21 protein-coding genes are annotated in these 22,603 nt (G+C 63.5%); 7 read left to right on the top strand and 14 right to left on the bottom strand.

Annotation, left to right across the window (positions count from 1 at the left end; genetic code table 11):
• Positions 1 to 19 precede the first annotated feature (19 nt).
• Positions 20 to 604 carry a transposase gene (locus EN808_RS37070; RefSeq protein ID WP_245512113.1) on the top strand — a complete coding sequence of 195 codons (585 nt, stop codon included), beginning with the start codon at positions 20 to 22 and terminating at the stop codon, positions 602 to 604.
• Positions 605 to 782: 178 nt separating this feature from the next.
• Here EN808_RS37070 and tam read toward each other — a convergent pair whose 3' ends face one another.
• Complete coding sequence (gene tam, locus EN808_RS19630; RefSeq protein ID WP_127278583.1) at positions 783 to 1,553, bottom strand: trans-aconitate 2-methyltransferase; 771 nt, start codon at positions 1,551 to 1,553, stop codon at positions 783 to 785.
• Between the two features lie 47 nt (positions 1,554 to 1,600).
• Positions 1,601 to 3,250: an energy-dependent translational throttle protein EttA gene (gene ettA, locus EN808_RS19635; protein WP_127278582.1), complete on the bottom strand. Its 1,650-nt coding sequence runs from the start codon at positions 3,248 to 3,250 to the stop codon at positions 1,601 to 1,603.
• 260 nt (positions 3,251 to 3,510) lie between these two features.
• On the opposite strand from ettA, the gene EN808_RS19640 reads away from it, so the two are divergent.
• On the top strand, positions 3,511 to 4,797 hold the full coding sequence (locus EN808_RS19640; RefSeq protein ID WP_135916656.1) for a GGDEF domain-containing protein: 1,287 nt from the start codon (positions 3,511 to 3,513) through the stop codon (positions 4,795 to 4,797).
• 49 nt (positions 4,798 to 4,846) lie between these two features.
• On the opposite strand, the gene EN808_RS19645 is transcribed toward EN808_RS19640, so the two are convergent.
• Positions 4,847 to 5,854 (bottom strand): ribonuclease, encoded by a 1,008-nt coding sequence (locus tag EN808_RS19645; protein ID WP_135916657.1) that lies wholly within the window; start codon positions 5,852 to 5,854, stop codon positions 4,847 to 4,849.
• A gap of 190 nt (positions 5,855 to 6,044) precedes the next feature.
• Between EN808_RS19645 and EN808_RS19650 the strand changes: the two genes are divergently transcribed.
• From EN808_RS19650 to EN808_RS19660, 3 genes are all read left to right on the top strand, one after another.
• The gene (locus EN808_RS19650; protein ID WP_135916658.1) at positions 6,045 to 6,977 is read left to right on the top strand and encodes an alpha/beta hydrolase; all 933 of its coding nucleotides are present in this window, start codon (positions 6,045 to 6,047) and stop codon (positions 6,975 to 6,977) included.
• Positions 6,978 to 7,076: 99 nt separating this feature from the next.
• Positions 7,077 to 8,252 carry a CaiB/BaiF CoA-transferase family protein gene (locus tag EN808_RS19655; RefSeq protein WP_135866325.1) on the top strand — a complete coding sequence of 392 codons (1,176 nt, stop codon included), beginning with the start codon at positions 7,077 to 7,079 and terminating at the stop codon, positions 8,250 to 8,252.
• Positions 8,249 to 9,898, top strand: a complete 1,650-nt coding sequence (locus EN808_RS19660) for a thiamine pyrophosphate-binding protein (protein ID WP_135916659.1) — start codon at positions 8,249 to 8,251, stop codon at positions 9,896 to 9,898. The genes EN808_RS19655 and EN808_RS19660 overlap by 4 nt, the downstream gene beginning before the upstream one ends.
• A gap of 133 nt (positions 9,899 to 10,031) precedes the next feature.
• Here the strand turns inward: EN808_RS19660 and EN808_RS19665 are convergent, their stop codons facing one another.
• From EN808_RS19665 to EN808_RS19685, 5 genes are all read right to left on the bottom strand, one after another.
• Positions 10,032 to 10,475: a CHRD domain-containing protein gene (locus tag EN808_RS19665; protein WP_127279293.1), complete on the bottom strand. Its 444-nt coding sequence runs from the start codon at positions 10,473 to 10,475 to the stop codon at positions 10,032 to 10,034.
• 203 nt (positions 10,476 to 10,678) lie between these two features.
• Entirely contained in the window at positions 10,679 to 11,650 is a 972-nt protein-coding gene (locus EN808_RS19670) for an ABC transporter substrate-binding protein (protein ID WP_135916660.1), read from the bottom strand.
• A gap of 39 nt (positions 11,651 to 11,689) precedes the next feature.
• Entirely contained in the window at positions 11,690 to 12,844 is a 1,155-nt protein-coding gene (locus EN808_RS19675; RefSeq protein ID WP_135881944.1) for an ABC transporter permease, read from the bottom strand.
• Positions 12,841 to 13,719 (bottom strand): ABC transporter permease, encoded by an 879-nt coding sequence (locus EN808_RS19680; RefSeq protein ID WP_135866317.1) that lies wholly within the window; start codon positions 13,717 to 13,719, stop codon positions 12,841 to 12,843. Before EN808_RS19680 ends, EN808_RS19675 begins: the two co-directional genes overlap by 4 nt.
• A gap of 396 nt (positions 13,720 to 14,115) precedes the next feature.
• On the bottom strand, positions 14,116 to 14,907 hold the full coding sequence (locus tag EN808_RS19685) for an ABC transporter ATP-binding protein (RefSeq protein WP_135916661.1): 792 nt from the start codon (positions 14,905 to 14,907) through the stop codon (positions 14,116 to 14,118).
• A 138-nt stretch (positions 14,908 to 15,045) separates the two neighbouring features.
• Between EN808_RS19685 and EN808_RS19690 the strand changes: the two genes are divergently transcribed.
• A complete protein-coding gene (locus tag EN808_RS19690) occupies positions 15,046 to 15,450 on the top strand; it encodes a cupin domain-containing protein (RefSeq protein ID WP_127280216.1) in 405 nt (134 codons plus the stop codon).
• Between the two features lie 23 nt (positions 15,451 to 15,473).
• On the opposite strand, the gene EN808_RS19695 is transcribed toward EN808_RS19690, so the two are convergent.
• The 5 genes from EN808_RS19695 to EN808_RS19715 form a co-directional block, all read right to left on the bottom strand.
• Positions 15,474 to 15,851, bottom strand: coding sequence for a hypothetical protein (locus tag EN808_RS19695; protein WP_135881948.1), 378 nt, complete (start codon positions 15,849 to 15,851; stop codon positions 15,474 to 15,476).
• Positions 15,852 to 15,853: 2 nt separating this feature from the next.
• A complete protein-coding gene (gene hydA, locus EN808_RS19700; RefSeq protein ID WP_135916662.1) occupies positions 15,854 to 17,305 on the bottom strand; it encodes a dihydropyrimidinase in 1,452 nt (483 codons plus the stop codon).
• 64 nt (positions 17,306 to 17,369) lie between these two features.
• On the bottom strand, positions 17,370 to 18,620 hold the full coding sequence (locus tag EN808_RS19705; protein ID WP_135866313.1) for a Zn-dependent hydrolase: 1,251 nt from the start codon (positions 18,618 to 18,620) through the stop codon (positions 17,370 to 17,372).
• Positions 18,621 to 19,034: an endonuclease domain-containing protein gene (locus tag EN808_RS19710; protein WP_245525101.1), complete on the bottom strand. Its 414-nt coding sequence runs from the start codon at positions 19,032 to 19,034 to the stop codon at positions 18,621 to 18,623.
• A 139-nt stretch (positions 19,035 to 19,173) separates the two neighbouring features.
• Positions 19,174 to 20,502 carry an aspartate aminotransferase family protein gene (locus EN808_RS19715; RefSeq protein ID WP_135881951.1) on the bottom strand — a complete coding sequence of 443 codons (1,329 nt, stop codon included), beginning with the start codon at positions 20,500 to 20,502 and terminating at the stop codon, positions 19,174 to 19,176.
• Positions 20,503 to 20,727: 225 nt separating this feature from the next.
• Here EN808_RS19715 and EN808_RS19720 point away from each other — a divergent pair, with 225 nt between their 5' ends.
• Positions 20,728 to 21,363, top strand: coding sequence for a TetR family transcriptional regulator C-terminal domain-containing protein (locus tag EN808_RS19720; protein WP_127279388.1), 636 nt, complete (start codon positions 20,728 to 20,730; stop codon positions 21,361 to 21,363).
• Between the two features lie 281 nt (positions 21,364 to 21,644).
• On the opposite strand, the gene EN808_RS19725 is transcribed toward EN808_RS19720, so the two are convergent.
• Positions 21,645 to 22,532, bottom strand: a complete 888-nt coding sequence (locus EN808_RS19725) for a helix-turn-helix transcriptional regulator (protein WP_127279389.1) — start codon at positions 22,530 to 22,532, stop codon at positions 21,645 to 21,647.
• Between the last annotated feature and the right edge of the window lie 71 nt (positions 22,533 to 22,603).

Below are 22,603 nucleotides of genomic sequence, written 5' to 3' on the forward strand. Positions count from 1 at the left end.
GCCGGCGGTCTAAGCGGCGATGGAGACGCTGGAGGTCGAGCGCATCGAGGCAGTTGCGTATCGGGGCTACTTCAAGATCGAGGATATCGAGGTCTGCGAGAAGGCGGGCATCACCGCTTATGTGCCCAAGCCGATCCGCGGTCCTGCCGTCGCTCAAGGCTTCTTTTCCAAGGAGGACTTCCGCTACGATCTGGAAAAGGACGTTTATCTCTGCCCGGGCGAGCATGTGCTTTCGCCGCGTCATTTTGGTAAATCGCGCGACAACGTGAAGATCGACTACGTCAACCGCGATGCTTGCAAGGCGTGCCACCTGCGCGAGCGCTGCACCAAAAGCTTCCGCCGCGTTTCTCGCCTTGAGAACGAGGCGGTGCTCGACCGCATGGCGGCGCGGCTAGCTGACCGGCCCGACATTCTCGACCGGCGGCGCGAAAGCGTCGAGCATCCGTTCGGCACGATCAAACAGTGGATGGGTCAGGGTACGTTCCTGATGCGGCGACTCGACAACGTCCGCGGCGAGTTCAGCCTGACCGCGCTCGCCTACAACATCAAAAGAGCCATCACGCTCATTGGCGTTCCCGGCCTGATCGCGGCCCTACAGGCATAGGGTGGCTCGTTTGCGGTGTTCTGGCCCAAACAGACATCGTTGCGCCTTGGGAACGCCGCTCACACGCTCAGGAAGCGGAAAACTACGAAATCGCGCCCGAAGCTGCCGTTCACGCCGGAATCGAGCTACCCTCTATCGCTAGAAGAGTTCTCGGACGGTCTGCAAGATTTACGCGAGCCTATCCAGCCCGTTTGGCGACAATGAAAATGCGGGGGAACCGCAGCAGCACCTTGCCATCGGCGGTCTTCGGATAGGCCTTGGCGATCCTGGCCGTGTAGCTGTCGAGGAACAGCTTGCGTTCGTCCGCTTCCAGCGGATCGAGGAACGGCTTCAGCCCGGTGGCCTTGACCCACTCGACGATCGCCTCGGCGTCGGCCAGCGGATGGTTGTAGATGGTGTGCCAGATGTCGAGCCGAGCGGAGAGCAGCGACAACAGGTCATAGTAGAACGATACCGGCGGCAGCGGCGCACGCGCCGCTCCCTGTATCTTTGCCGCGAAAGGCGCTTCCGCGGCGGTTTCCCGCATCAGGCGGTGCGAATCCTCGCCCATATTGTCGGGCATCTGGATCGCCAGCGCGCCACCGGGCGCCAGAAAACCCATCAGGCGCTGGAACACCGCCGGATGTTCCGGCAGCCACTGGAAGACGGCGTTGGCGAAAATGACGTTGACCGGCGCGGCCGGCTGCCATGTCGCCGCATCGGCGAGGTCGAAGCTGACATTGGGCAGGCGCGCCCTCGCCTTTTCGATCATGTCGGGCGAGGTGTCGAAGCCGCTCACTTGCGCATCCGGCCAGCGCTCGACCAGAAGTTCGGTCGAATTGCCCGGCCCGCAGCCGATGTCGACGACCCGGCGCGGAAAGTCGACCGGCACCTGTGCTACGAGGGCACGCGCCGGCCGTGTGCGTTCGTCCTCGAATTTCAGATATTGGGCGGCGGACCAATCAGCCATTTGAGCTCTCCTCGTATCCCAGAGAAATTCGCCGCCCAATCAACCCCTTACCGCGTCAGCCGCTTGTGCGTCATGCGGTGCGGGGCCGCTGCTTCCGCGCCCAGGCGGCGCAGCTTGTCCTTCTCGTATTCCTCGAAATTGCCCTCGAACCATTCGACATGCGCGTCGCCCTCGAAGGCGAGCATGTGGGTGGCCATGCGGTCGAGGAACATGCGATCGTGGCTGATGATGACCGCGCAGCCTGCATAGGCTTCCAGCGCGTCTTCTAGCGCGCCCAGCGTTTCGGTGTCGAGGTCGTTGGTCGGTTCGTCGAGCAGCAGCACATTGCCGCCGCCCTTCAGCATCTTGGCGAGGTGCACGCGGTTGCGCTGACCGCCCGAGAGATTGCCGACCTTCTGCTGTTGGTCGCCGCCACGGAAGTTGAAGGACGAGCAGTAAGCGCGGCTGTTGATTTCGTGCTTGCCGAGCTTGATGACCTCGGCGCCGCCTGAAATCTCTTCCCACACCGTCTTGTTCGCATCGAGTGCGTCGCGGCTCTGGTCGACATAACCGAGCTTGACCGTCTCGCCGATGCGCACTGTGCCCGCGTCCGGCTTCTCCTGGCCGGTGAAGGTCTTGAACAGCGTCGTCTTGCCGGCGCCGTTCGGGCCGATGACGCCGACGATGCCGCCCGGTGGCAGCCTGAACGACAGGTTCTCGATCAGGAGCTCGTCGCCAAAGCCTTTGTTGAGGCCTTCGACCTCGATGACGACGTTGCCGAGGCGCTCGCTCGACGGGATGACGATCTGCGTGTCGGTCGGCTTGCGGTTCTGCGACTGCTCGACCAGTTCCTCATAGGCCTTGATACGCGCCTTGGACTTGGTCTGGCGTGCTTTGGGCGACGACTGGATCCACTCGCGCTCGCGCCAGATCGACTTCTGGCGGGCATCGTCCTCGCGGCCTTCCTGGATCAGGCGCTTGGCCTTGGCGTCGAGATATCTGGTGTAGTTGCCCTCGTAGGGAATGCCGCGGCCACGGTCGAGCTCGAGGATCCAGCCTGTGACGTTGTCGAGGAAGTAGCGGTCGTGGGTGATGATCAGCACCGAGCCCGGATAGTCGCGCAGGTGCTTTTCCAGCCAGGCGGTGGTCTCCGCGTCGAGATGGTTGGTCGGTTCGTCGAGCAACAGCAGATCCGGCTGTTGCAGCAGCAGCCGGCACAGCGCGACGCGGCGACGCTCACCGCCCGACAGGTTGGTCACTTCAGAATCGGCCGGCGGGCACTGCAGCGCGTCCATCGCCATCTCGACCTGCTGCTCGAGATCCCACAGGTTGAGCCGGTCCATCTCGTCCTGGAGCTTGGCGGACTCATCCGCCGTCTCGTCGGAATAGTTCATCATCAGCTCGTTGTAGCGCTCGATGATGGCGGTCTTCCTGGCAACGCCGTCCATGACGTTTTCCATCACGGTCTTGCTGTTGTCGAGCTGCGGCTCCTGTGCCAGGTAGCCCACGGTCGCGCCCTCGGCCAGCCAGGCCTCGCCCTGAAACTCCTTGTCGAGCCCGGCCATGATGCGCAGGATCGTCGACTTACCCGAACCGTTGGGGCCGAGGATGCCGATCTTGGCGTCCGGATAGAAGGACAGATGAACGTTGTCGAGCACCTTCTTGGTGCCATAGGCCTTCGACAGGCCGGACATGTGATAGATGAACTGGCGTGCCACGCGCGCTTTCCCTGAAAAACTGACTGGATTTTGCCGAATTGAATGGAGGTTGGCCGCTATGTAGGCGATGCGGCGGCGAACGGCAATCGCTTTTGCCAGATCGGGCCAACCACACGGACAAGTGTGCACCGGCAGCCAAGTTTTCAACCGGTCGATGGCGCACGGAAATCTCCGGTTAACCCTTCCGCGTCAAAACAGGATCGGGTTGGAATCGCCGGCTTGCCCCGATTCCTGGCGCGAGAGAGATCGGATCGACGGCATTGCTGAACAGTTTCCTGCTCCTTGCCGAAGCGGTCGTCTACTTCAGCGTCATGGTGACGCTTTTCCGCTTCCGCAAGCGCATCGGCCTCGGTGTCTTCGTCTGCGCGCTCGGCGTCATGCATTTCCTGGAGACTTATCTCGCCAGCGTCTTTTACGTCGCCCTGCCGTTCGGCATGGTCTCGCCAGGCTCGGCGGTGCTCTTTTCCGGCAAGCTCGTGATGCTCCTTCTGCTCTACATGAAGGAAGACGCCGCCACCGTGCGCCAGCCGATCTACGGCCTGCTGCTCGGCAATGCGCTGATGATCGGGCTGGTGCTGCTGCTTCGCCTGCACGCCATCGCGCCGCTGCCGGACGGCCGGCTCCCCGACATCGGCTTCATCGACGAGATGGGCTGGCTGATGGTGTGGGGCACGACGCTGCTGGTCATCGACGCCATCCTGATCATTCTGCTCTATGAAAAGCTTGGGCGCACCCTGCGCAAGGCACAGTTCGCGCGCATCCTGATTTCGGTCGCCTGCGTGCTCACCTTCGACCAGGCCGGCTTCTTCACCGCGCTGCATTTTGTTGCCGGGGCGCCGATCGCGGTCTTCTTCGGCGGCTGGTTCGCCAAGATGGCGGCGGCACTGACTTTCAGCGCCATGCTGGTTGCCTACCTCAAATGGTTCGAGATCCGGGACGTCCAGATGCCGCGTGGGCTGACCGACATTTTCGAGACGCTGACCTATCGCGAACGCTACGAAGCGCTGGTCGAGCATGTCGGCCGCGACGGCCTGACCGGCCTGTTGCACCGCGGACGCTTCGACGCCGACGGTGAAGCCGCCGTCCAGGCCAGCCTGCGCACGGCGAGGCCACTCAGCCTGCTCATCGTCGACGTCGACCACTTCAAGTCGATCAACGACCGTTTCGGCCATGCCGAAGGTGACAAGGCGCTGAAGGCGGTCGCAACCGTACTTTGCGAGGCGGCGGGCGCCGAGGACCAGGTGTTCCGGATCGGCGGCGAGGAATTCGCCATCCTCAGTTCGCGTCCGCATTCCGTCGCCAGGCTGTTTGGCGAAAGCGTCCGCACCGCGCTCAAGGCATCGGCCGCCACCAGCCGGTTCGAACTGACCGTCAGCGCCGGCGTTTCCAGCGTCAGCGAAACGACGCAGTGCCTGGCCGACCTGTTCGCACTCGCCGACCAGCGCCTTTACAAGGCAAAATCGACCGGACGCGACCGAGTCGTCGGTGAACCCGGCGGGCATGAGGCCGACGCCGCCATCGCCTGGACCAGGTCAGCCCAGGTTTAGCCCTATCCGCGACGGCCGCGCCGGCTTGCCGGAAACGGCGATCCCGCACTTACTGGAACCCGATCGCGTCGACCGTGCCGGTCGGGCAACCGGCCTTGTTGGTCGGCACCGAGGCCAGCAGCAGGTCCTTGAGCGAGCTGTTCGGGCCGATCGGGCCGGCAAGGCCGAGCGTCAGTTCGCCGATCAGCCGCCGGCCGTTCGACGGATCGATGACGCAGGACACCCGCACCCTGTCGCCTGCTCCCGCGCCGAAGGCCTGGTCGAAGGCACCGCGAATCTGGTCCGCCGTCAGCTTGCCACCGATATTCCTGGCGAAGAGGTCGCGCACGGGCGAGCTGTTGACCTCGCGCATCAAATGGAGGGCGTCGGAAAAATACTCCTGCTGGCTTTTGCCGTAGCAGGTGCCGTGCTTGATCCATTCATGCCGTTCCAGCTTCGAGGCGGTGCCCGGCATCACCTTGTCGAGCTCCGCGCGGGTATCGGCATCGAGGTTGACCGGCGGCAGGTCCTGCCAGTGGGCCGGATTGTCATTGGCCTTGTCGCTGGCCGAAGCCTGGCAATAGAAATTGCCGTTCGGCTGCGGCCACAGACCGTGCAGCGTGAAATTGGTGGCATCGAATTCGCCAGGATTTTGCGCCTTGCATTCGGTCTTGTTCGACTTGGTCTCGCAGAAGGCCGGCTGCCAGCTCAAGGCGAAGACATATTCGGGTTTTCCCGAGGCGGCGGGCTTGCCTTGCCCACCCGGCGCCGCCGGCACGGTCGCCGCGCTGCTGCCCGAAAGGTGGCCGCAACTCACCTTCACCCAGCGGCGCTCGGGATCGGCGCCCGGCACCTGGATGAGGTAGTGGGTCGGCGTGTCCTTGTTGCCGGCAAGCAGCTGATAGCTCTGTCCGGCATCGGTCGAGACATTGCCGGGGTTCTTGCCGTTCTTGATCGCCTGAGTCGCGGGACACGCAGCGTCGGCCACGAAGGTGCCGCTCATCTTGACGTCGGCATGCGCCGCGCCTGCCAGCGAGCCCGCCAACAAGGCCAATCCGAAAATAACAGCAATGCGCATGGAGAATCCCCGGCTGGAAGAAAGTGGGCGACAGACTGAAGCTGTCTCCATGTCAGAATTGCGATAATTTGCAGGCCCGTGGCAAGAAAGATCGTCGCGGAAAAGCCGGCAGGCCAGATTGACGCAAATCTGGCACCGGCGCACACGTTTGGACATGACAAAGGCGGAACCAGGGGGGAGACCGGCCGGCATGCCATTCAGCCAGCAGCGCGTGGTTCGCTCGTCGACCGGCGCAGACCTCAATCTGTTCGTCCGGCGGGCCGACAGCCCTGCGCGTGCGGTGGTCCAGATCAATCACGGCCTGGCCGAACATGCCGCCCGCTACGACCGCTTCGCCGATTTCCTCGCTGCCCGGGGCTTCCACGTCTACGTTCATGACCACCGTGGCCATGGCGCGACCAAGGCGCCCGACGCGCCGCTCGGCAGATTCGCCGACACGGACGGCCCGGCCAAGGTGATCGCCGATGTCGACGCCATCCACGATCTCATCGCCGGCGAGCAGCCTGACCTGCCGGTAATCCTTTTCGGCCACTCGATGGGCGCGTCCGTGGCGCTGAACTACCTGTTGCGCCATTCCAGGCGCATTCATGCCGCCGCGATCTGGAACGGCAATTTCTCACAGGGCCTGCTCGGCCAAGTGGCGCTCGGTATCCTCGCCTGGGAACGGATGCGGCTCGGCTCCGATGTCCCGTCGCGCCTGCTGCCGAAACTCACCTTCCAGGCCTGGGGCAAGGCGGTGCCCAACCATCGCACTCTGTTCGACTGGCTGTCGCGCGACGAGGCGGAGGTGGCGAAATACATCGCCGATCCGCTCTGCGGCTGGGATGCCTCCATCTCGATGTGGCGCGATGTGGTCGCCATGGCGCTCAACGGCGGCAAGGATGCAGGCTTTGCCGCCGTTCGCCGCGACATCCCCGTCGCCATCGTTGGCGGCGAAAAAGACCCGGCCTCGGACTACGGCAAGGGGATCACCCATCTCGCCGATCGTATGCGCAAGATGGGCTTTTCGAATCTGGTTTCAAAGGTTTACGCCGACACCCGCCATGAAAGCCTGAACGAGGTGAACCGCGACATCATCATGGACGATTTCGCCAGCTGGGCGGACAATGTCTTGAAAGCGTGACGGGTTGGCCCATTGCAAGGACCGTGACAGCCGCTGCCGGGCTTGATAGAGGCACTGCTTTCGCGGCAATCACGGTGATTGCGGCAACCACGGTGATTTATGGCCGAACCCCCGCTGAAAGGCGTCCGCGTTGTCGAACTCGCCCGCATTCTTGCCGGCCCCTGGGCCGGGCAGTTGCTTGCCGATCTCGGCGCCGATGTCATCAAGGTCGAGAGCCCCGATGGCGGCGACGACACCCGCAAATGGGGTCCGCCCTTCGTCATGAGCCATGACGGCGAGAACCTGTCGGCCGCCTATTACCATTCCTGCAATCGCGGCAAGCGTTCCATCGCCATCGACTTTTCGACGCCGGAAGGCGCCGAGACGGTGCGCCGCCTGGTCGCGACGGCGGATGTGCTGATCGAGAACTTCAAGCTCGGCGGCCTGAAGAAATACGGGCTCGACTACGGCAGTCTGAAGAAAATCAACCCTCGCCTGGTCTACTGCTCCATCACCGGCTTCGGCCAGGACGGGCCTTATGCGCCACGCGCCGGTTACGACTTCATCATCCAGGCCATGGCCGGCATGATGTCGATCACCGGTGAGGCCGGCCGCGAGCCGCAAAAGGCAGGCGTCGCCATCTCGGACATCTTCACCGGTCTCTATTCGGTGATCGCCATCCAGGCCGCACTTCGCCATGCCGAACAGACCGGCGAGGGCCAGCACATAGACATGGCGCTGTTCGACACCCAGATCTCGGCGCTGGGCAACCAGAACCTCAACTATCTCGTCTCGGGCAAGTCGCCAGTGCAGATGGGCAATGCGCATATGAACATTGCCCCGTACGAAGTGCTTCCGGTCAGGGACGGCCACATCATCCTGGCTGTCGGCAATGACGGCCAGTTCGGCAAATTCTGCGCCGCCGTCGGGCTGGACGATTTGCCGGCGAATCCCGATTTCGCCACCAATCCCGCCCGCGTCGCCAACCGCGTGGACCTTCGCGCACGCATCATCGAGGCGCTGAAGACCTGGGATCGCGATCCGCTGCTGGCGAAGCTCGAAGCCGCCAGCGTGCCGGCAAGCCCGATCAACACGATCGGCCAGATGTTCGCCGATCCGCAGACCATTGCCCGCGGCATGCGGCTCGACCTTGACGACGGCCATGGCAACCGCCTGCCGTCGGTGCGCGCCCCGATGGTGATGTCGGGCACACCGCTCAGCTATGAGCGCCCCTCGCCGCGTCTCGGCGAGCACACTGACGAAATCCTTGCCGAACTGGAGAAGTCTGGGAAATGAAGACCGGTGGACAACTGATCGTCGACGCCCTCGAAGCCAACGGCACCGGCCGTATCTTCTGCGTGCCGGGCGAATCCTACCTTGCGGTGCTCGATGCGCTGCATGACTCTTCGATCCGCACCATCGTCTGCCGCCAGGAAGGCGGCGCCGCCATGATGGCCGACTGCCAGGGCCGGCTGACCGGCAAGCCCGGCATCTGCTTCGTCACCCGCGGCCCCGGCGCCACCAACGCTTCGGCCGGCGTCCACATCGCCATGCAGGATTCGGTTCCGCTCATCTTGTTCATCGGCCAGGTCGCCAGCCATGCCAAGGAACGCGAGGCGTTCCAGGAGGTGGACTATGTCAGGTTTTTCGGCGACATCGCCAAGTGGGTGGTCGAGATCGACGACGCCTCGCGCATCCCCGAATTCGTCACCCGCGCCTTCGCCGTGGCAACGTCGGGCCGGCCTGGCCCGGTGGTCATCTCGCTGCCCGAGGACATGCTGACCAGCGAGGTCAAGGCGCCGCAAGCACTTCCCCATACGCCGGTCGAGACCTATCCAGGCGGGGCCGAGCTCGACGCGCTGGAAATGCTGCTGGGCAGCGCGAAGCGTCCCTTCGTCATCCTCGGCGGCACGCGCTGGAACGCGGACGCCGTGGCGCGGATGCACGAAATCGCCGAGACCTGGTCGCTTCCTGTCGGCTGTTCCTTCCGCCGCCAGATGCTGTTCGACCATCTGCACCCGAACTATGCCGGTGATGTCGGCATCGGCATCAATCCGAAGCTGGCGGCGGCGATCAAGCAGGCCGACGTCGTTCTCTTGATCGGCGGCCGCATGGGCGAGATGCCATCTTCGGACTACACGCTGCTGAAGAGCCCTTATCCCGACCAGGCACTGGTGCACGTCCATGCCGATGCCGGCGAACTCGGCCGGGTCTACCGCCCGACGCTGGCGATCAATGCATCGCCCGCGGCTTTCGTGGAGGCTTTCGCCAAGCGCAAGCCGGCCGGAATGCCGGCCTGGGCGGAAGAAACGCCAAAGTTGCACGCCGCCTATCTCGACTGGTCGACGCCGCCGGAAAGCGGCCCCGGCCCGGTGCAGATGGGGCCGATCATGAATTACCTGGAAAAGGTATTGCCCGACGACGCCATCCTCACCAATGGCGCCGGCAATTACGCCACCTGGGTGCATCGCTTCCATCGCTTCCGCCGCTTCGCCACGCAAGGAGCACCGACCTCCGGCTCGATGGGTTACGGCACGCCAGCGGCCGTCGCCGCCAAGGCGCTTTATCCGGAGCGCACCGTGGTCGCCTTCGCCGGCGACGGCTGCTTCCTGATGAACGGCCAGGAATTCGCCACCGCCGTGCAATACGACCTGCCTATCATCGTCGTCGTCGTCAACAACGGCATCTACGGCACCATCCGCATGCATCAGGAGCGCGAATATCCGGGCCGTGTGGTCGGCACCGACCTGAAAAATCCCGACTTCGCGTCGCTTGCCCGCGCCTATGGCGGCCATGGCGAGACTGTCGAGAAGACCGAAGACTTTGCGCCTGCCTTCGAACGTGCCCGCGCCAGCGGCAAGCCGGCGATCGTCGAAATCCGGCTCGATCCCGAGGCGATCACGCCGACCCGCACGATGACGCAGATTCGCGACAAAAGCTGAAGGAACCGATCGGCTCCAAAGAAAAGGTGCTGCATTCCAAGCTGCCGATCTCCCCCCAGGTGGGGGAGATGTCCGGCAGGACAGAGGGGGGCGCTGTCCCGCCGGCCTTCAAGCGCGAGCGGCGCTCCGGACCCTACATCGCCTTTTCGATTTGGCCACGAATCTCGCCGTCCTTGTGGGCGGCCGTGTGCACGTTGACGTAATACTTGCCGGCCTCCAGGTCAGCGGCCTGCGCATCGGTCAACGTGGCCGACCCCTTGATCGGGCTCTTCAGCTTGCCTTTGAACGGGATCACGGGATCAGCGTTTTCACCCATTGCCGCCGGGCCGTGGATATGCGCGGCCACTGCCGGGCCACTGAGGCCGGAATACTTCACGTTCCAGCTGAGCTTCTTCTTGGTCGTGTCGAAGGTGAGAGTGGCCGTCCCCTTGCCTTTGGTGGTGACGGCCGGGCTCTGCTGGCCGCCATCGAGGGTCGCCTTGTATTTCACCATCTCGGCCATTGCCGGTGATGCGAACAGGAAAGCGGTGGAAATAGCGAGCGCCGATAGCGCCGGAAGGAAGGAGTGAGCGCGCATGAAGAACCTCCGATTGAATATTGAATAAAGCATGCGTCGCGGTTCCCCCGACGCGCGCATGCTTCATTGCAACGGATGGGCGGCGCAATGTATCCCTGCACACGGTTTTGTGATTGGAGCGCATGGAAAAGGGGCGGTCGCCCGCCCCTTTTGGTATCAGCCGTCAAACCGGTCGCAGGCGCTGTTGATCGCGCCAGCCCGGCTTACTTGACCGCCTTGTCGGTAATGGCCGTGGTGTAGGCGCCGGTCGGCTCCTTGGTGATGATCTTCTGGTCGAGCAGCGCCTTGGCGGTGCGCTCATAGGTCGCCGGGTCGAGCTTGCCGTCGGCATTGTCGATCAGCTTGGCGACTTCGCTCATCATGCGCTTCTGGTGGTTCTCGTCCTGGCCACCGCCGTCCATGACGATCCCGGCAGCTTCGTCATTGTTGTCGACGGCGTATTTCCATCCCTTCATCGAGGCGCGCACGAAGCGCACCATCTTGTCCTCGAAGGCCGGATCCTCGAGCTTGTCTTCCGAGGCGTAGAGCCCGTCCTCGAGCAGGTCGTTGCCCATCGCCGAGTAGTTGAACACGGTGAGCTGTTCGGGCTTGTAGCCGGCGTCGATCAGCTGCCAGTACTCATTGTAGGTCATGACCGAGATGCAGTCGGCCTGCTTCTGGATCAGCGGCTGCACGTCGAAGCTCTGCTTCAAGACGGTGACGCCGTCCGGGCCGCCCTCGGTCTTGAGCCCGAGCTTGTTCATCCATGCGTAGAAAGGATATTCATTGCCGAAGAACCAGACGCCCAGCGTATGACCCTTGAAGTCGGCTTCGGTCTTGATCGGTCCATCCTTCGGGCAGACCAGTTCCATGCCGGCCTTCTTGAAGGGCTGGGCGATGTTGACCAGCGGCACGCCCTTTTCGCGCGCGGCGAGCGCGCCACCCATCCAGTCGACGATGACGTCGGCGCCGCCGCCCGCGATCACCTGCTCGGGTGCGATGTCGGGGCCGCCCGGCTTGATGTCGACATCGAGGCCTTCGGCCTCATAGAAGCCTTTGGCCTTGGCGACATAGTAGCCGGCAAACTGCGCCTGCGTGACCCATTTCAGCTGCAAGGTCACCTTGTCGGCGGCCATTGCCTGGAACGCGGCCAGTGACATCGCGCCTGCCAGAACTGGAATAATAAGTCTTTTCATTTTTTACCCTCTGAAGTTAGTGCCCTAAACCCACCGCCCCTATCCACCACGGACAGAGGGATGCCAAAACGTGACGGCCCTTTCGACAAGGGCGACCACGCCATAAAAGACCGAACCCGCAAGTGCTGCAACTGCGATTTCGGCCCAGACCATGTCGATGTTCATCCGCCCGACCTCGGTCGAAATGCGGAATCCCATGCCGACGACTGGCGTGCCGAAGAACTCGGCGACGATGGCGCCGATCAGCGCCAGCGTCGAGTTGATCTTCAGCGCGTTGAAGATGAAGGGTGCTGCCGCCGGCAGCCGGAGCTTGATGAGCGTCGGCCAATAACCGGACGCATAGGTGCGCATCAGGTCGCGCTCCATATGGCCGGACGCGGCGAGCCCGGCGACCGTGTTCACCAGCATCGGGAAGAAGGTCATGATGATGACGACGGCCGCCTTGGACTGCCAGTCGAAGCCGAACCACATCACCATGATCGGCGCCACGCCGATGATCGGCAGCGCCGAGACCATGTTGCCGATCGGCAAGAGCCCGCGCCGCAGGAACGGCACGCGGTCGGCAAGGATGGCGGTGATGAAGCCGGCGCCGCTGCCCACGACATAGCCGAAGAGCACCGCCTTGAAGATGGTCTGCCGGACATCGGCGCCGAGTATCGGCAGCGAACCGGCGATGCGCGCGCCGATCGCGCTCGGCGGCGGCAGCAGGATGAAGGGGATGCCGGCGCCCCGCGTCACCGCCTCCCAGATGATCAGTATCCAGGCGCCGAAGATGGCGGGGATGATCAGACGCAAAGCGGTCCGCGCCCAACCCGCTATCGGGCGGAGCCCCGACAGCACCGCGACGCAACGCCAGCCTAGCAGCCAGACGGCCGTCAGCAGCAGGAAATACGGCGCCAGTGCCGCGCCTTCGAAACCCGCGATCCCCGATATCAGCAGCCAGGCGACGAGATGCGCGCCGATGAACAGCACGACGGCCTCTGCAACGGATGGAATCCTGACCATCGAGATCAGCGCCGCGACCACGGCAAGGCCGAGCATCAAGCCCTTCGTTCCCAGATAGGGATAGTTGATGCTCGCCGTCGGGTCCGCAAGCGCTGCCGCTTCCGGCCTCGACATGGCGCCAAGCGCGACCGCGATCAGGCACAGCGCAATCGCCAGCACCGCTTGCCAGGAAGGTTTCAGCCAGTTCATGCCGGCCTCCCGCCCATGGCGCGGTCGACGATGCGGCCGGCAATGCCGACCACCATGACCAGAAGTGCCGCCACGATCGAGCCCGCGACCAGCGCCGACCAGATGTCGATCGATTGGCTGTAATAGGCGCCGGCCAAAAGCTTGGCGCCGATGCCGGCGACCGCGCCTGTCGGCAGTTCGCCGACGATGGCGCCGACCAGGCTTGCCGCCACCGCCACCTTCATCGAGGTGAACAGGAACGGCACCGAGGCGGGCACGCGCAATTTCCAGAAGGTTTGCGTGCGGCTGGCATTGTAGGTGTGCATCAGGTCGAGATGCATGATCTCGGGCGAGCGCAGGCCCTTCACCATGCCGACCGTCACCGGGAAGAACGACAGATAGGTCGAGATCATCGCCTTCGGGATCAGCCCGGTGATGCCGATCGCCGCCAGCACGACGATGATCATCGGCGCCACCGCCAGGATCGGAATGGTCTGCGAGGCGATGATCCACGGCATCAGGCTGCGGTCGAGCGTCGCCACATGCACGATGCCGACGGCAATGACGATGCCGAGCGCGGTGCCGAAGGCAAAGCCGAGCAGCGTCGAGGACAGCGTGACCCAGGCGTTGTAGACGAGGCTGCGGTTCGAAGTGATGGGCCGCAGAAAGGTGTTCTCGAAGAAATTCACCGCCACTTGATGCGGAGCCGGCAGCGTCGGCTTCGGCTGCGACAGCGTCTTGCCGATGAACTCGACGGCGCCGGGGGTTTCGTTGGCACGGGTGTCGAGATCGCGCTGGAACGGCGCGTTGAGAATGACGGCGAAAACGTACCAGAGCACGATGACACCGGCCAGGATCGATGTCACGGGGACGAGTTTGTCGCGGAAGGTGTCCATCAGGAGGCCTCGCCAGCGAGGCGCCCTCCTCTCCCCATCGGGGAGAGGGTGGCCGGAGCGAAGCGGAGGTCGACCACCTTCGCGCTCGTCATCCTAGGGCGGAGCGACGCGAAGCGTCGCGCAGACCCTAGGATCCATTCCGTGACGTCGATCAAGGAGTGTAAGCAGTAGAGAAAATTCCCCTTCGAAGGCACAGCGGAGGGTGCATCGTTTTGCACCGTTGCGGAGCTCAGAAGTAACGGCATGGATCCTAGGGTCTGCGCCGCGTCGCTTCGTTCCTTGCCTCGCCCTAGGATGACGAAATCGCGGCGGGCGGCTTCCATAACGCAGGCCGCTGCGCGCCTGCTCCACCCCAGGATGGCGAAGGCGAGGTTGATCGCTCGCTTGCCGGGGCGCTCAATCATCATAACTATGCCCCGCCCTCAACCCGTCGCGCACCCGCGCGGCGATCGCCAGGAATTCGGGTGTCTCGCGGATGTCGAGCGGCCGCTCCTTCGGCAGCGTCGATTCGATGATGTCGCTGACCCGGCCCGGACGCGGCGACATGACGACGATGCGGGTCGACAGATAGACGGCCTCCGGAATGGAGTGGGTGACGAAGCAGATGGTCTTGTTGGTCCGGCCCCACAGTTGCAGCAATTGCTCGTTGAGGTGGTCGCGCACGATCTCGTCCAGCGCTCCGAACGGCTCGTCCATCAACAGGAGGTCGGCGTCGAAGGCGAGAGCCCGGGCGATCGAGGCGCGCTGCTGCATGCCGCCGGAAAGCTGCCAGGGATATTTCTTCTCGAAGCCGGTGAGGTTTACGAGGTCGAGCGTGCGCTTGATCCGCTCCGCCTGCTCGGTCTTGGACAGGCCCATGATCTCCAGCGGCAGCGCCACATTACGCTCGATGGTGCGCCAGGGAAACAGGGCGGCTGCCTGGAAGACATAGCCATAGGCGCGTTTCTCGCGCGCCTGTTCCGGCGTCATGCCGTTGACCGAAATCATCCCCCAAGTCGGCTTCTCCAGATCGGCGATGACGCGCAGCAGCGTGGTCTTGCCGCAGCCGGACGGCCCGATGAAGGAGACGAACTCACCCTTGCCGATGGTCAGGTCGACATTGGACAGCGCCTGGACCGGGCCGTCATTGGTCTGGAAGGTGAGGCCAAGCTTGCTTGCCGAAACGACGGCTGGCGAAGATCCCGTCATCGGTTGCGGCCTGCCTTGTCACCGCACCGGGGCGCCGGCTGAAATCCGGTTGCTTTTATCGCGATGTTGTTTTCCACTTGCCCTGTCCCATTGGCCCACCGACCTTGTTCCACTCAATCGACGCCCGGAGTTTCCCCGATGTCGCCCAAACCCACTTGTCGTCTTATTCGCCCTGACAGCACCTATGAAGGCAAGCAGGGGTTGACCTATCTGGCCGGCATCGCGACCGAAACGGTCGGCTCATCCGGCATCTGCATGCACGTGCTGACCATGCCGCCCGGCGCCCGCGCCAAGGCGCATCTGCACGAGAACCACGAAACGGCGATCTACGTGCTCTCCGGCGAAGTCCATACCTGGTATGGCGACCGGCTCGAACATCACATCGTCGTCAAGGCCGGCGACCTCTTCTACATCCCGGCTGGCGTGCCGCATCTGCCGGCCAATCTCAGCAACGCCCCCTCTTCGGCCGTCATTGCCCGCACCGATCCCAACGAACAGGAAAGCGTCGTTCTGCTGCCGGAACTGGATGCGCTCGTCGCCTGACACCGACGCGAGGGTGGTCGCCATCATTTGCACCGGGAGACTTCACCCATCACATTGCCGTCCTCGTCGACGACAGAAAGTTTCTTGGCATTCTTGGCGCTGCGCTTGATGGTGAAGGTGGCCGGCGACTTGCCGTCCTCACCTTCGGCTTCGCACTCGGCCTTGATCGTCAACGAGCCATCGGCCTGCGCCTTCGTCTCGGTGAAGGTGCAGGCGCTCGCCGCCGTGATCAGTTCCTTGTCGGTCAAAAGCAGCATCTGATCGGCGGCGACTTCCTGACCGTTCTTGTTGATGCAGCCATACTTGTCGCCATAAGGCTTGCTGAGATCGATGCCGGCTGCCGACGCATGGCCCGCTGACAACAGCGCCGCGGCGGCCATGGCAAGATGAATGGCGCGCATGGTCAAACCCCCGTCGTCGGGATGCCCGTCCGCTCGACCTTGCGCGGCGCGGTGATCTCTTTCCACGTCGACAGCGCCCGGTTGACCGCGGCGTTCGGCTCCCGTCCGACGAACTCGCCATGGCCGGGCTTCGCCTTGACCTCTGCCTCCTCGATCGACAGTTCGCCGCGCGAGAACACGAAGCGCGGCAGGCCGGTCACCTCGACGCCTTCGAACACGTTATAGTCGATGACCGACTGCTGCTTCTTCGAAGAAATCGTCTTCTTGCGCTGGGGATCCCAGACGATGATGTCGGCATCCGCACCTTCGACGATGGCGCCCTTCTTCGGATACATGTTGAGGATCTTGGCGATGTTGGTCGAGGTCACCGCGACGAACTCGTTCATCGTCAGCCGACCGGTGTTGACGCCTCTGGTCCATAGCACCGGCAACCGGTCCTCGAGGCCACCGGTGCCGTTGGGGATCTTGGTGAAATTGCCGAGGCCGAAACGCTTCTGGTCCGTGGTGAAGGCGCAATGGTCGGTCGCCACCACCTGCAGCGATCCGGCCTGCAGGCCCGCCCACAGCGAATCCTGGTGCAGTTTGTTGCGGAAGGGCGGGCTCATCACGCGGCGCGCCGCATGGTCCCAGTCCTTGTCGAAATATTCGCTCTCGTCGAGGGTCAGGTGCTGGATCAGCGGCTCGCCGAACACCCGCATGCCTTTCTGGCGCGCCCGGCGGATCGCCTCATGGCTCTGCTCGCAGGAGACATGCACGACATAGAGCGGCACGCCGGCCATGTCGGCGATCATGATGGCGCGGTTGGTCGCCTCGCCCTCCACTTCCGGTGGACGCGAATAGGCGTGGCCCTCGGGCCCATTATTGCCGGCCGCGAGCAGCTTCTGCGACAACGCCGCGACCACGTCGCCATTTTCGGCATGGACCAGCGGCAGCGCGCCAAGATCTGCGCAGCGCTGGAACGACGCGTACATCTCGTCGTCGTCGACCATCAGCGCGCCCTTGTAGGCCATGAAGTGCTTGAACGAGGTGATGCCCTTGTCGACCACCGTGGCCATTTCGTCGAACACCTGCTTGCCCCACCAGGTGATCGCCATGTGGAAGGAATAGTCGCAGGCGGCCTTGGAGGTCTTGTTGTCCCACATCTGCAAGGCTTCGAGCAGCGATTGCTGGGGCGCCGGCAGGCAGAAATCGACCACCATCGTCGTGCCGCCGGCAAGGGCCGCTCGCGTACCGGATTCGAAATCGTCGGCCGAATAGGTGCCCATGAACGGCATTTCGAGATGGGTGTGCGGGTCGATGCCGCCCGGCATGACATAGCAGCCGGTGGCGTCGTACTCGTGGTCGCCGTGCAGGTCCGAGCCGATGGCGACGATCTTGCCGTGGCTGAACAGCACATCGGCCTTCCACGTGCGGTCGGCGGTGACGACAGTACCGTTCTTGATGACTTTGGTCATTTATCTGTTCCCTGTTCTCTTCGCGCTTCTTGGTGAGCGGCGTTTCGAATGTAGATCTCTTAGTTCACTCCACGATGACGGCCGTCTCCACCACCGCGTGGAACAGCACATCGGCGCCGGCCGACGCCCATTCCTTGGTGATCTCCTCGGCCTCGTTGTGTGACAACCCGTCGACGCAAGGGCACATCACCATGGCGGTCGGCGCGACGCGGTTGATCCAGCAGGCGTCGTGGCCGGCACCGGAGACGATGTTGCGGTGCGTGTAACCGAGCCGATCGGCGGCATCGCGGATTGCCTTGACGCAGTCCTTGTCGAAGGTGACCGGATCGAAATGGCCGACCTGCTCGATCTCGTATTTGATATCCAGCGCGTCGCAGATCGTGTCGATGCCTTCGCGGATGCGGCCATCCATGGCATCGAGCACTTCCTTTTCGGGCGAACGAATGTCGATGGTGAAGATGGTGCGACCGGCGATGATGTTGCGCGAGTTCGGATAGACTTCCATGTGCCCGACAGCGCCGACCGCGTCGGGCTGGTAGTCCATGGCGATCTCGTGCACCAGCTCGATCACGCGCGCCATGCCGAGCCCGGCGTTGCGGCGCTTGGGCATCGGGGTCGAGCCGGTATGCGCCTCCTTGCCGGTCAGCGTCACCTGCAGCCATTTCAGGCCTTGGCCGTGGGTGACGACGCCGATGTCGATGTCTTCGTCCTCGAGGATCGGGCCCTGTTCGATATGCAGTTCGAAGAAGGCGTGGATCTTGCGGTCGCCGACCTTTTCGGTGCCCTTCCAGCCGATGCGCTCCAGTTCCTCGCCGAATTTCTTGCCGTTCTTGTCCGTGTGCTCGTAGACGTCGGCCTGGTCGAGCACGCCGGCGAACACACCGGAGGCCATCATCGCCGGCGCGAAGCGCGCGCCTTCCTCGTTGGTCCAGTTGGTGACGACGATCGGATGTTTCGTCTTGATGCCGAGATCGTTGAGCGAGCGCACGATCTCCAGGCCGCCGAGAACGCCGAGCACGCCGTCATATTTGCCGCCGGTCGGCTGCGTATCGAGATGGCTGCCGACATAGACCGGCGGCAGGCTGGGGTCGGTGCCTTCACGACGGGCAAACATGGTGCCCATTTCGTCGACGCCCATTTCTAGCCCGGCCGCATCGCACCAGCGCTTGAACAGATGCCGGCCCTCGCCGTCCTCGTCGGTCACGGTCTGGCGATTGTTGCCGCCGGCAATGCCGGGGCCGATCTTCGCCATCTCCATCAGCGAATCCCACAAACGGTCTGAATTGATTCGCAGATTTTCGCCGGGTGCGGCCATTCAAAACCTCTCCAATTGCGCGGCGTCCCCCTCCCCCTCGAGGGGAGGGTGGCCGCGAAGCGGTCGGGTGGGGTCGCCTGACATAAGCTCGACCTTCCCCTTGACCGCCTGCGCGACATGCCAGGCGCTGTTTATGACATCGGGCTCGTCAACGCGAAAGATATCGAACCCGAGCGAACGCAGATAAGCATCACGAACGGCGTCGTGCCGTCTGCCCTTTTCGTGTTCGTGCAGATCGCCATCCACTTCGACCACCAGTTTCACACCAAAACAGGCGAAGTCGACGATGTACGGTCCAATCGGGCACTGGCGGCGGAATTTGATGCCGGTCGATTTCAGCTCGCGCAGTTCATACCAGAGCAGGGATTCGCCCTTGGTCGCGTGAACTCGAAGCGCGCGCGCCTTCTGGCGCATTTCGAAACTCACGCGAGTCCGGGGCATCAGGAGCGACCTCGCGGCAAAAGATCAGGTCGGCGCCCAGTCGCACCGACCCCACCCGACCGCTTCGCGGCCACCCTCCCCTCGAGGGGGAGGGATATCCGCGCCCAGATCTTCAATCGATAGACCTCAAAACTTCACGCACATGGTCGATCAGTTCGTTGATCTGGCCCTTGGTGATGATCAGCGGCGGCGACAGCGCGATGATGTCGCCGGTGGTGCGGATCAGCGCGCCGCGCTCGAAGGCCTTGACGAAGGCGGAGAAGGCCCGCTTGGTCGGACTGCCGGCGATCGGTGCCAGCTCGATCGCGCCGATCAGGCCGATGTTCCTGATGTCGATGACATGCGGCTCGCCCTTCAGCGAATGCAGCGCATCTTCCCAATAGGGCGCCAGTTCCTCGCCGCGCGTCAGCAGTCCTTCTTCCTTGTAGGTGTCGAGCGTGCCTAGTGCCGCCGCGCAGGCGATCGGATTGCCCGAATAGGTATAGCCGTGGAAGAACTCGATCATGTGCTCGGGGCCGGTCATGAAGGCGTCGTGGATTTCCTTCTTGACGAACACCGCGCCCATCGGGATGACGCCGTTGGAGACGCCCTTGGCGGTGGTCATGATGTCGGGCGTGACGCCGAAATAATCGGCGGCGAACGGCGCGCCGAGGCGGCCGAAACCGGTGATGACCTCGTCGAAGATCAACAGGATGCCGTGCTTGGTGCAGATCTCGCGTAGCTTCTCGAGATAGCCCTTCGGCGGCAGGATGACGCCCGTTGACCCGGCGACCGGCTCGACGATGACGGCGGCAATGGTCGAGGCGTCATGCAGGGCGACGATGCGCTCCAGCTCGTTGGCGAGCTCCGCGCCATGCTCCGGCACGCCCTTGGAGAAGGCGTTCTTCTCCGGCAGGTGGGTGTGCGGCATATGGTCGACGCCGCCCAGCAGCGTGCCGAACATCTTGCGGTTGGTGACGATGCCGCCGACCGAGATGCCGCCGAAATTGACGCCGTGATAGCCGCGCTCGCGGCCGATGAGCCGGGTGCGCGAGCCCTCGCCCTTCACGCGGTGATAGGCGATCGCCATCTTCAACGCCGTCTCGACCGATTCCGAACCGGAATTGGTGAAGAACACATGGTCCATGCCCTTGGGCGCGATGTCGACCAGGCGGTTCGCCAGTTCGAACACGATCGGATGGCCCATCTGGAAGGCCGGGGCGTAGTCGAGTTCGGCGGCCTGATGCTGGATCGCCTCGGTGATCTTCGGGCGGCAGTGGCCGGCGTTGACGCACCACAGGCCGGCGGTGCCGTCCAGCACCTTGCGGCCGTCGCTGGTGGTGTAGTGCATGTCCTTGGCGGACACGAACATGCGCGGCGCCTGCTTGAACTGCCGGTTTGCCGTGAACGGCATCCAGAATGCGCTGAGATCGTTCGGCGTGACTTTCAGCCGGTTGGACATGACCAAGACTTCCCCTTGTAACCTGTTTCGGTGCGTCCAACGCTTGGTCTTTGCCGTGCTTTCATGCTACGCAAATTTTGACCGATTGGACAAACGTTAGCACCGCCCTGTCGGCGGTCAAGGATTACTAGCGGAAATGCGGCTCCTGAAGTGCGTTCCACAGGCTAGGGAAAAACTGGTCCAGAGAATTGGTCCAGATGACCGTCAATGCGAGGGTCCGCAACGGTGACCATCAGCACGCAAGCCCCTCGCCGCACCCGCATCCAGCAGGAAAAGCGCGAACTGATCCTGGAGGCCGCGCTCGAAGTGTTTTCCACCAACGGTTTCCGCGGCTCGACCATCGACCAGATCGCCGAAGCCGCCGGCATGTCGAAGCCGAACCTGCTCTACTATTTCCGCCGCAAGGAAGACATTCACGAGACGTTGATGGAACGTCTGCTCGAAACCTGGCTGGCGCCGCTGAGGGAACTCGACGATATCGGCGATCCGATGACCGAGCTCAGGAGCTACATCAGGCGCAAGCTGGAAATGGCGCGCGACTTTCCGCGCGAGAGCCGGCTGTTCGCCAACGAGATCCTGCAGGGGGCACCGCGCATCATGCCGCTGCTGGCGGGCGAGTTGAAGACGCTCGTCGACGAGAAGGCCGCCGTCATCAAGGGCTGGATGCGTGCCGGCAAGATCGCCCGGACCGATCCCTGGCACCTGATCTTCTCGATCTGGGCGACCACCCAGCACTATGCCGATTTCGACGTCCAGGTCCGCGCAGTGCTCGGCCCGAACCGCGGCGGCGACGGCCGCTTCGAGGACGCCGCGAGATTTCTCGAGCAGTTATTCTTGGATGGGCTGAAGCCGAAGGGGTAGCGTTGTTGCTGACCTCGGAGATGGGCCGAGGCGCTCACCACTTCGTCATTCTAGGGCGAAGCAAGGAGCGTAGCGACGCGGCGCAGACCCCTGGAGCTGCTCCGCAGCCCAAGGAATCCATGCCGTGACGCGGAAGCCCTGCAACGGTTCAGAATTCTGCTCCGCTGCGCTCGACGGCCAAGGTCACGGAATGGATCCCAGGGTCTCCGCGACGCCGCTTCGCAGCTGCTCCGCCCTGGGATGACGAAGCTGGGAGGGCTTTGCCTCAGAACGCACCGTCGTCAGGCGCTGCGCCGTTCGGCCGGCATCGCGTCGAGTAATTGTTGCAGCTTGGCAACCGAGTTCTGCTCGGCAAGCGGTGTATAGACGATCAGCCGCATGTCCGAGCCGTCGTCGATCGACAGGCTCATATGCTCGAAAGCCATCAAGCCCGCCTTGGGATGCCGAACGTGCTTCACGCCGGTCAGCCTGCGCGCCACGTCGCGCCGCGGCCACCAGTCACGGAACTCCGGACTCGAGCTCATCATCAGGGCGATCAGCCTGTCGAAATCGGGATCGCCGACATATTTGGCGCTTTCGGCACGAAACGAGGCAAGCACCACGCGGGCGAGTTCTTCCCAGTCGACCAGCAGGCGGCGATGGTGCGGATTGGTGAACACCATGTGGACGATGTTTCTGCTGTCGCCCTCCAGCAGGCCATAGTCGCCGAACACAGCCGCCGCGGCCGGGTTCCAGGCAAGCACATCCCAGCGCCGGCCGACCACTTGGGCCGGCTGCAGGACGAGGCTTTGCAGCATATGCAACAGCGTAGCGTCCACCTTCTCGGGCGCCGCCACACGACGTTCCGGCTGCTGGCGGCCGGCGAGAATGAACAGATGCCGCTTCTCGACGGCGTCGAGGCGCAAAGCCTCGCAGAGCGCCGAGAGCACTTCGACCGAGGGCCGCACGTCCCTGCCCTGTTCGAGCCAGGTGTACCAGGTGGTGCCGACACCGGCGATCATCGCAACTTCCTCGCGCCGCAGACCCGGCGTGCGCCGTCGCGGACCTGTTGCGATGCCGGTGGCCAACGGCGTCAGCCTTTCCCGGCGCGAACGCAGGAAGGCGCCGAGTTCGCGCCGGCGGCTCTCGTCGGCTGATTGGGTGGGGGCAGCGGAGATGGAAGCGTTCATGCCGGCTATTATAGCAGTATTGATACCAGGATAAAGTTTGAACTGTTTGCCGTGGGCGAAGCGTCCCATCT

This window comes from Mesorhizobium sp. M8A.F.Ca.ET.165.01.1.1, assembly GCF_004792065.1.
GTDB lineage: Bacteria > Pseudomonadota > Alphaproteobacteria > Rhizobiales > Rhizobiaceae > Mesorhizobium.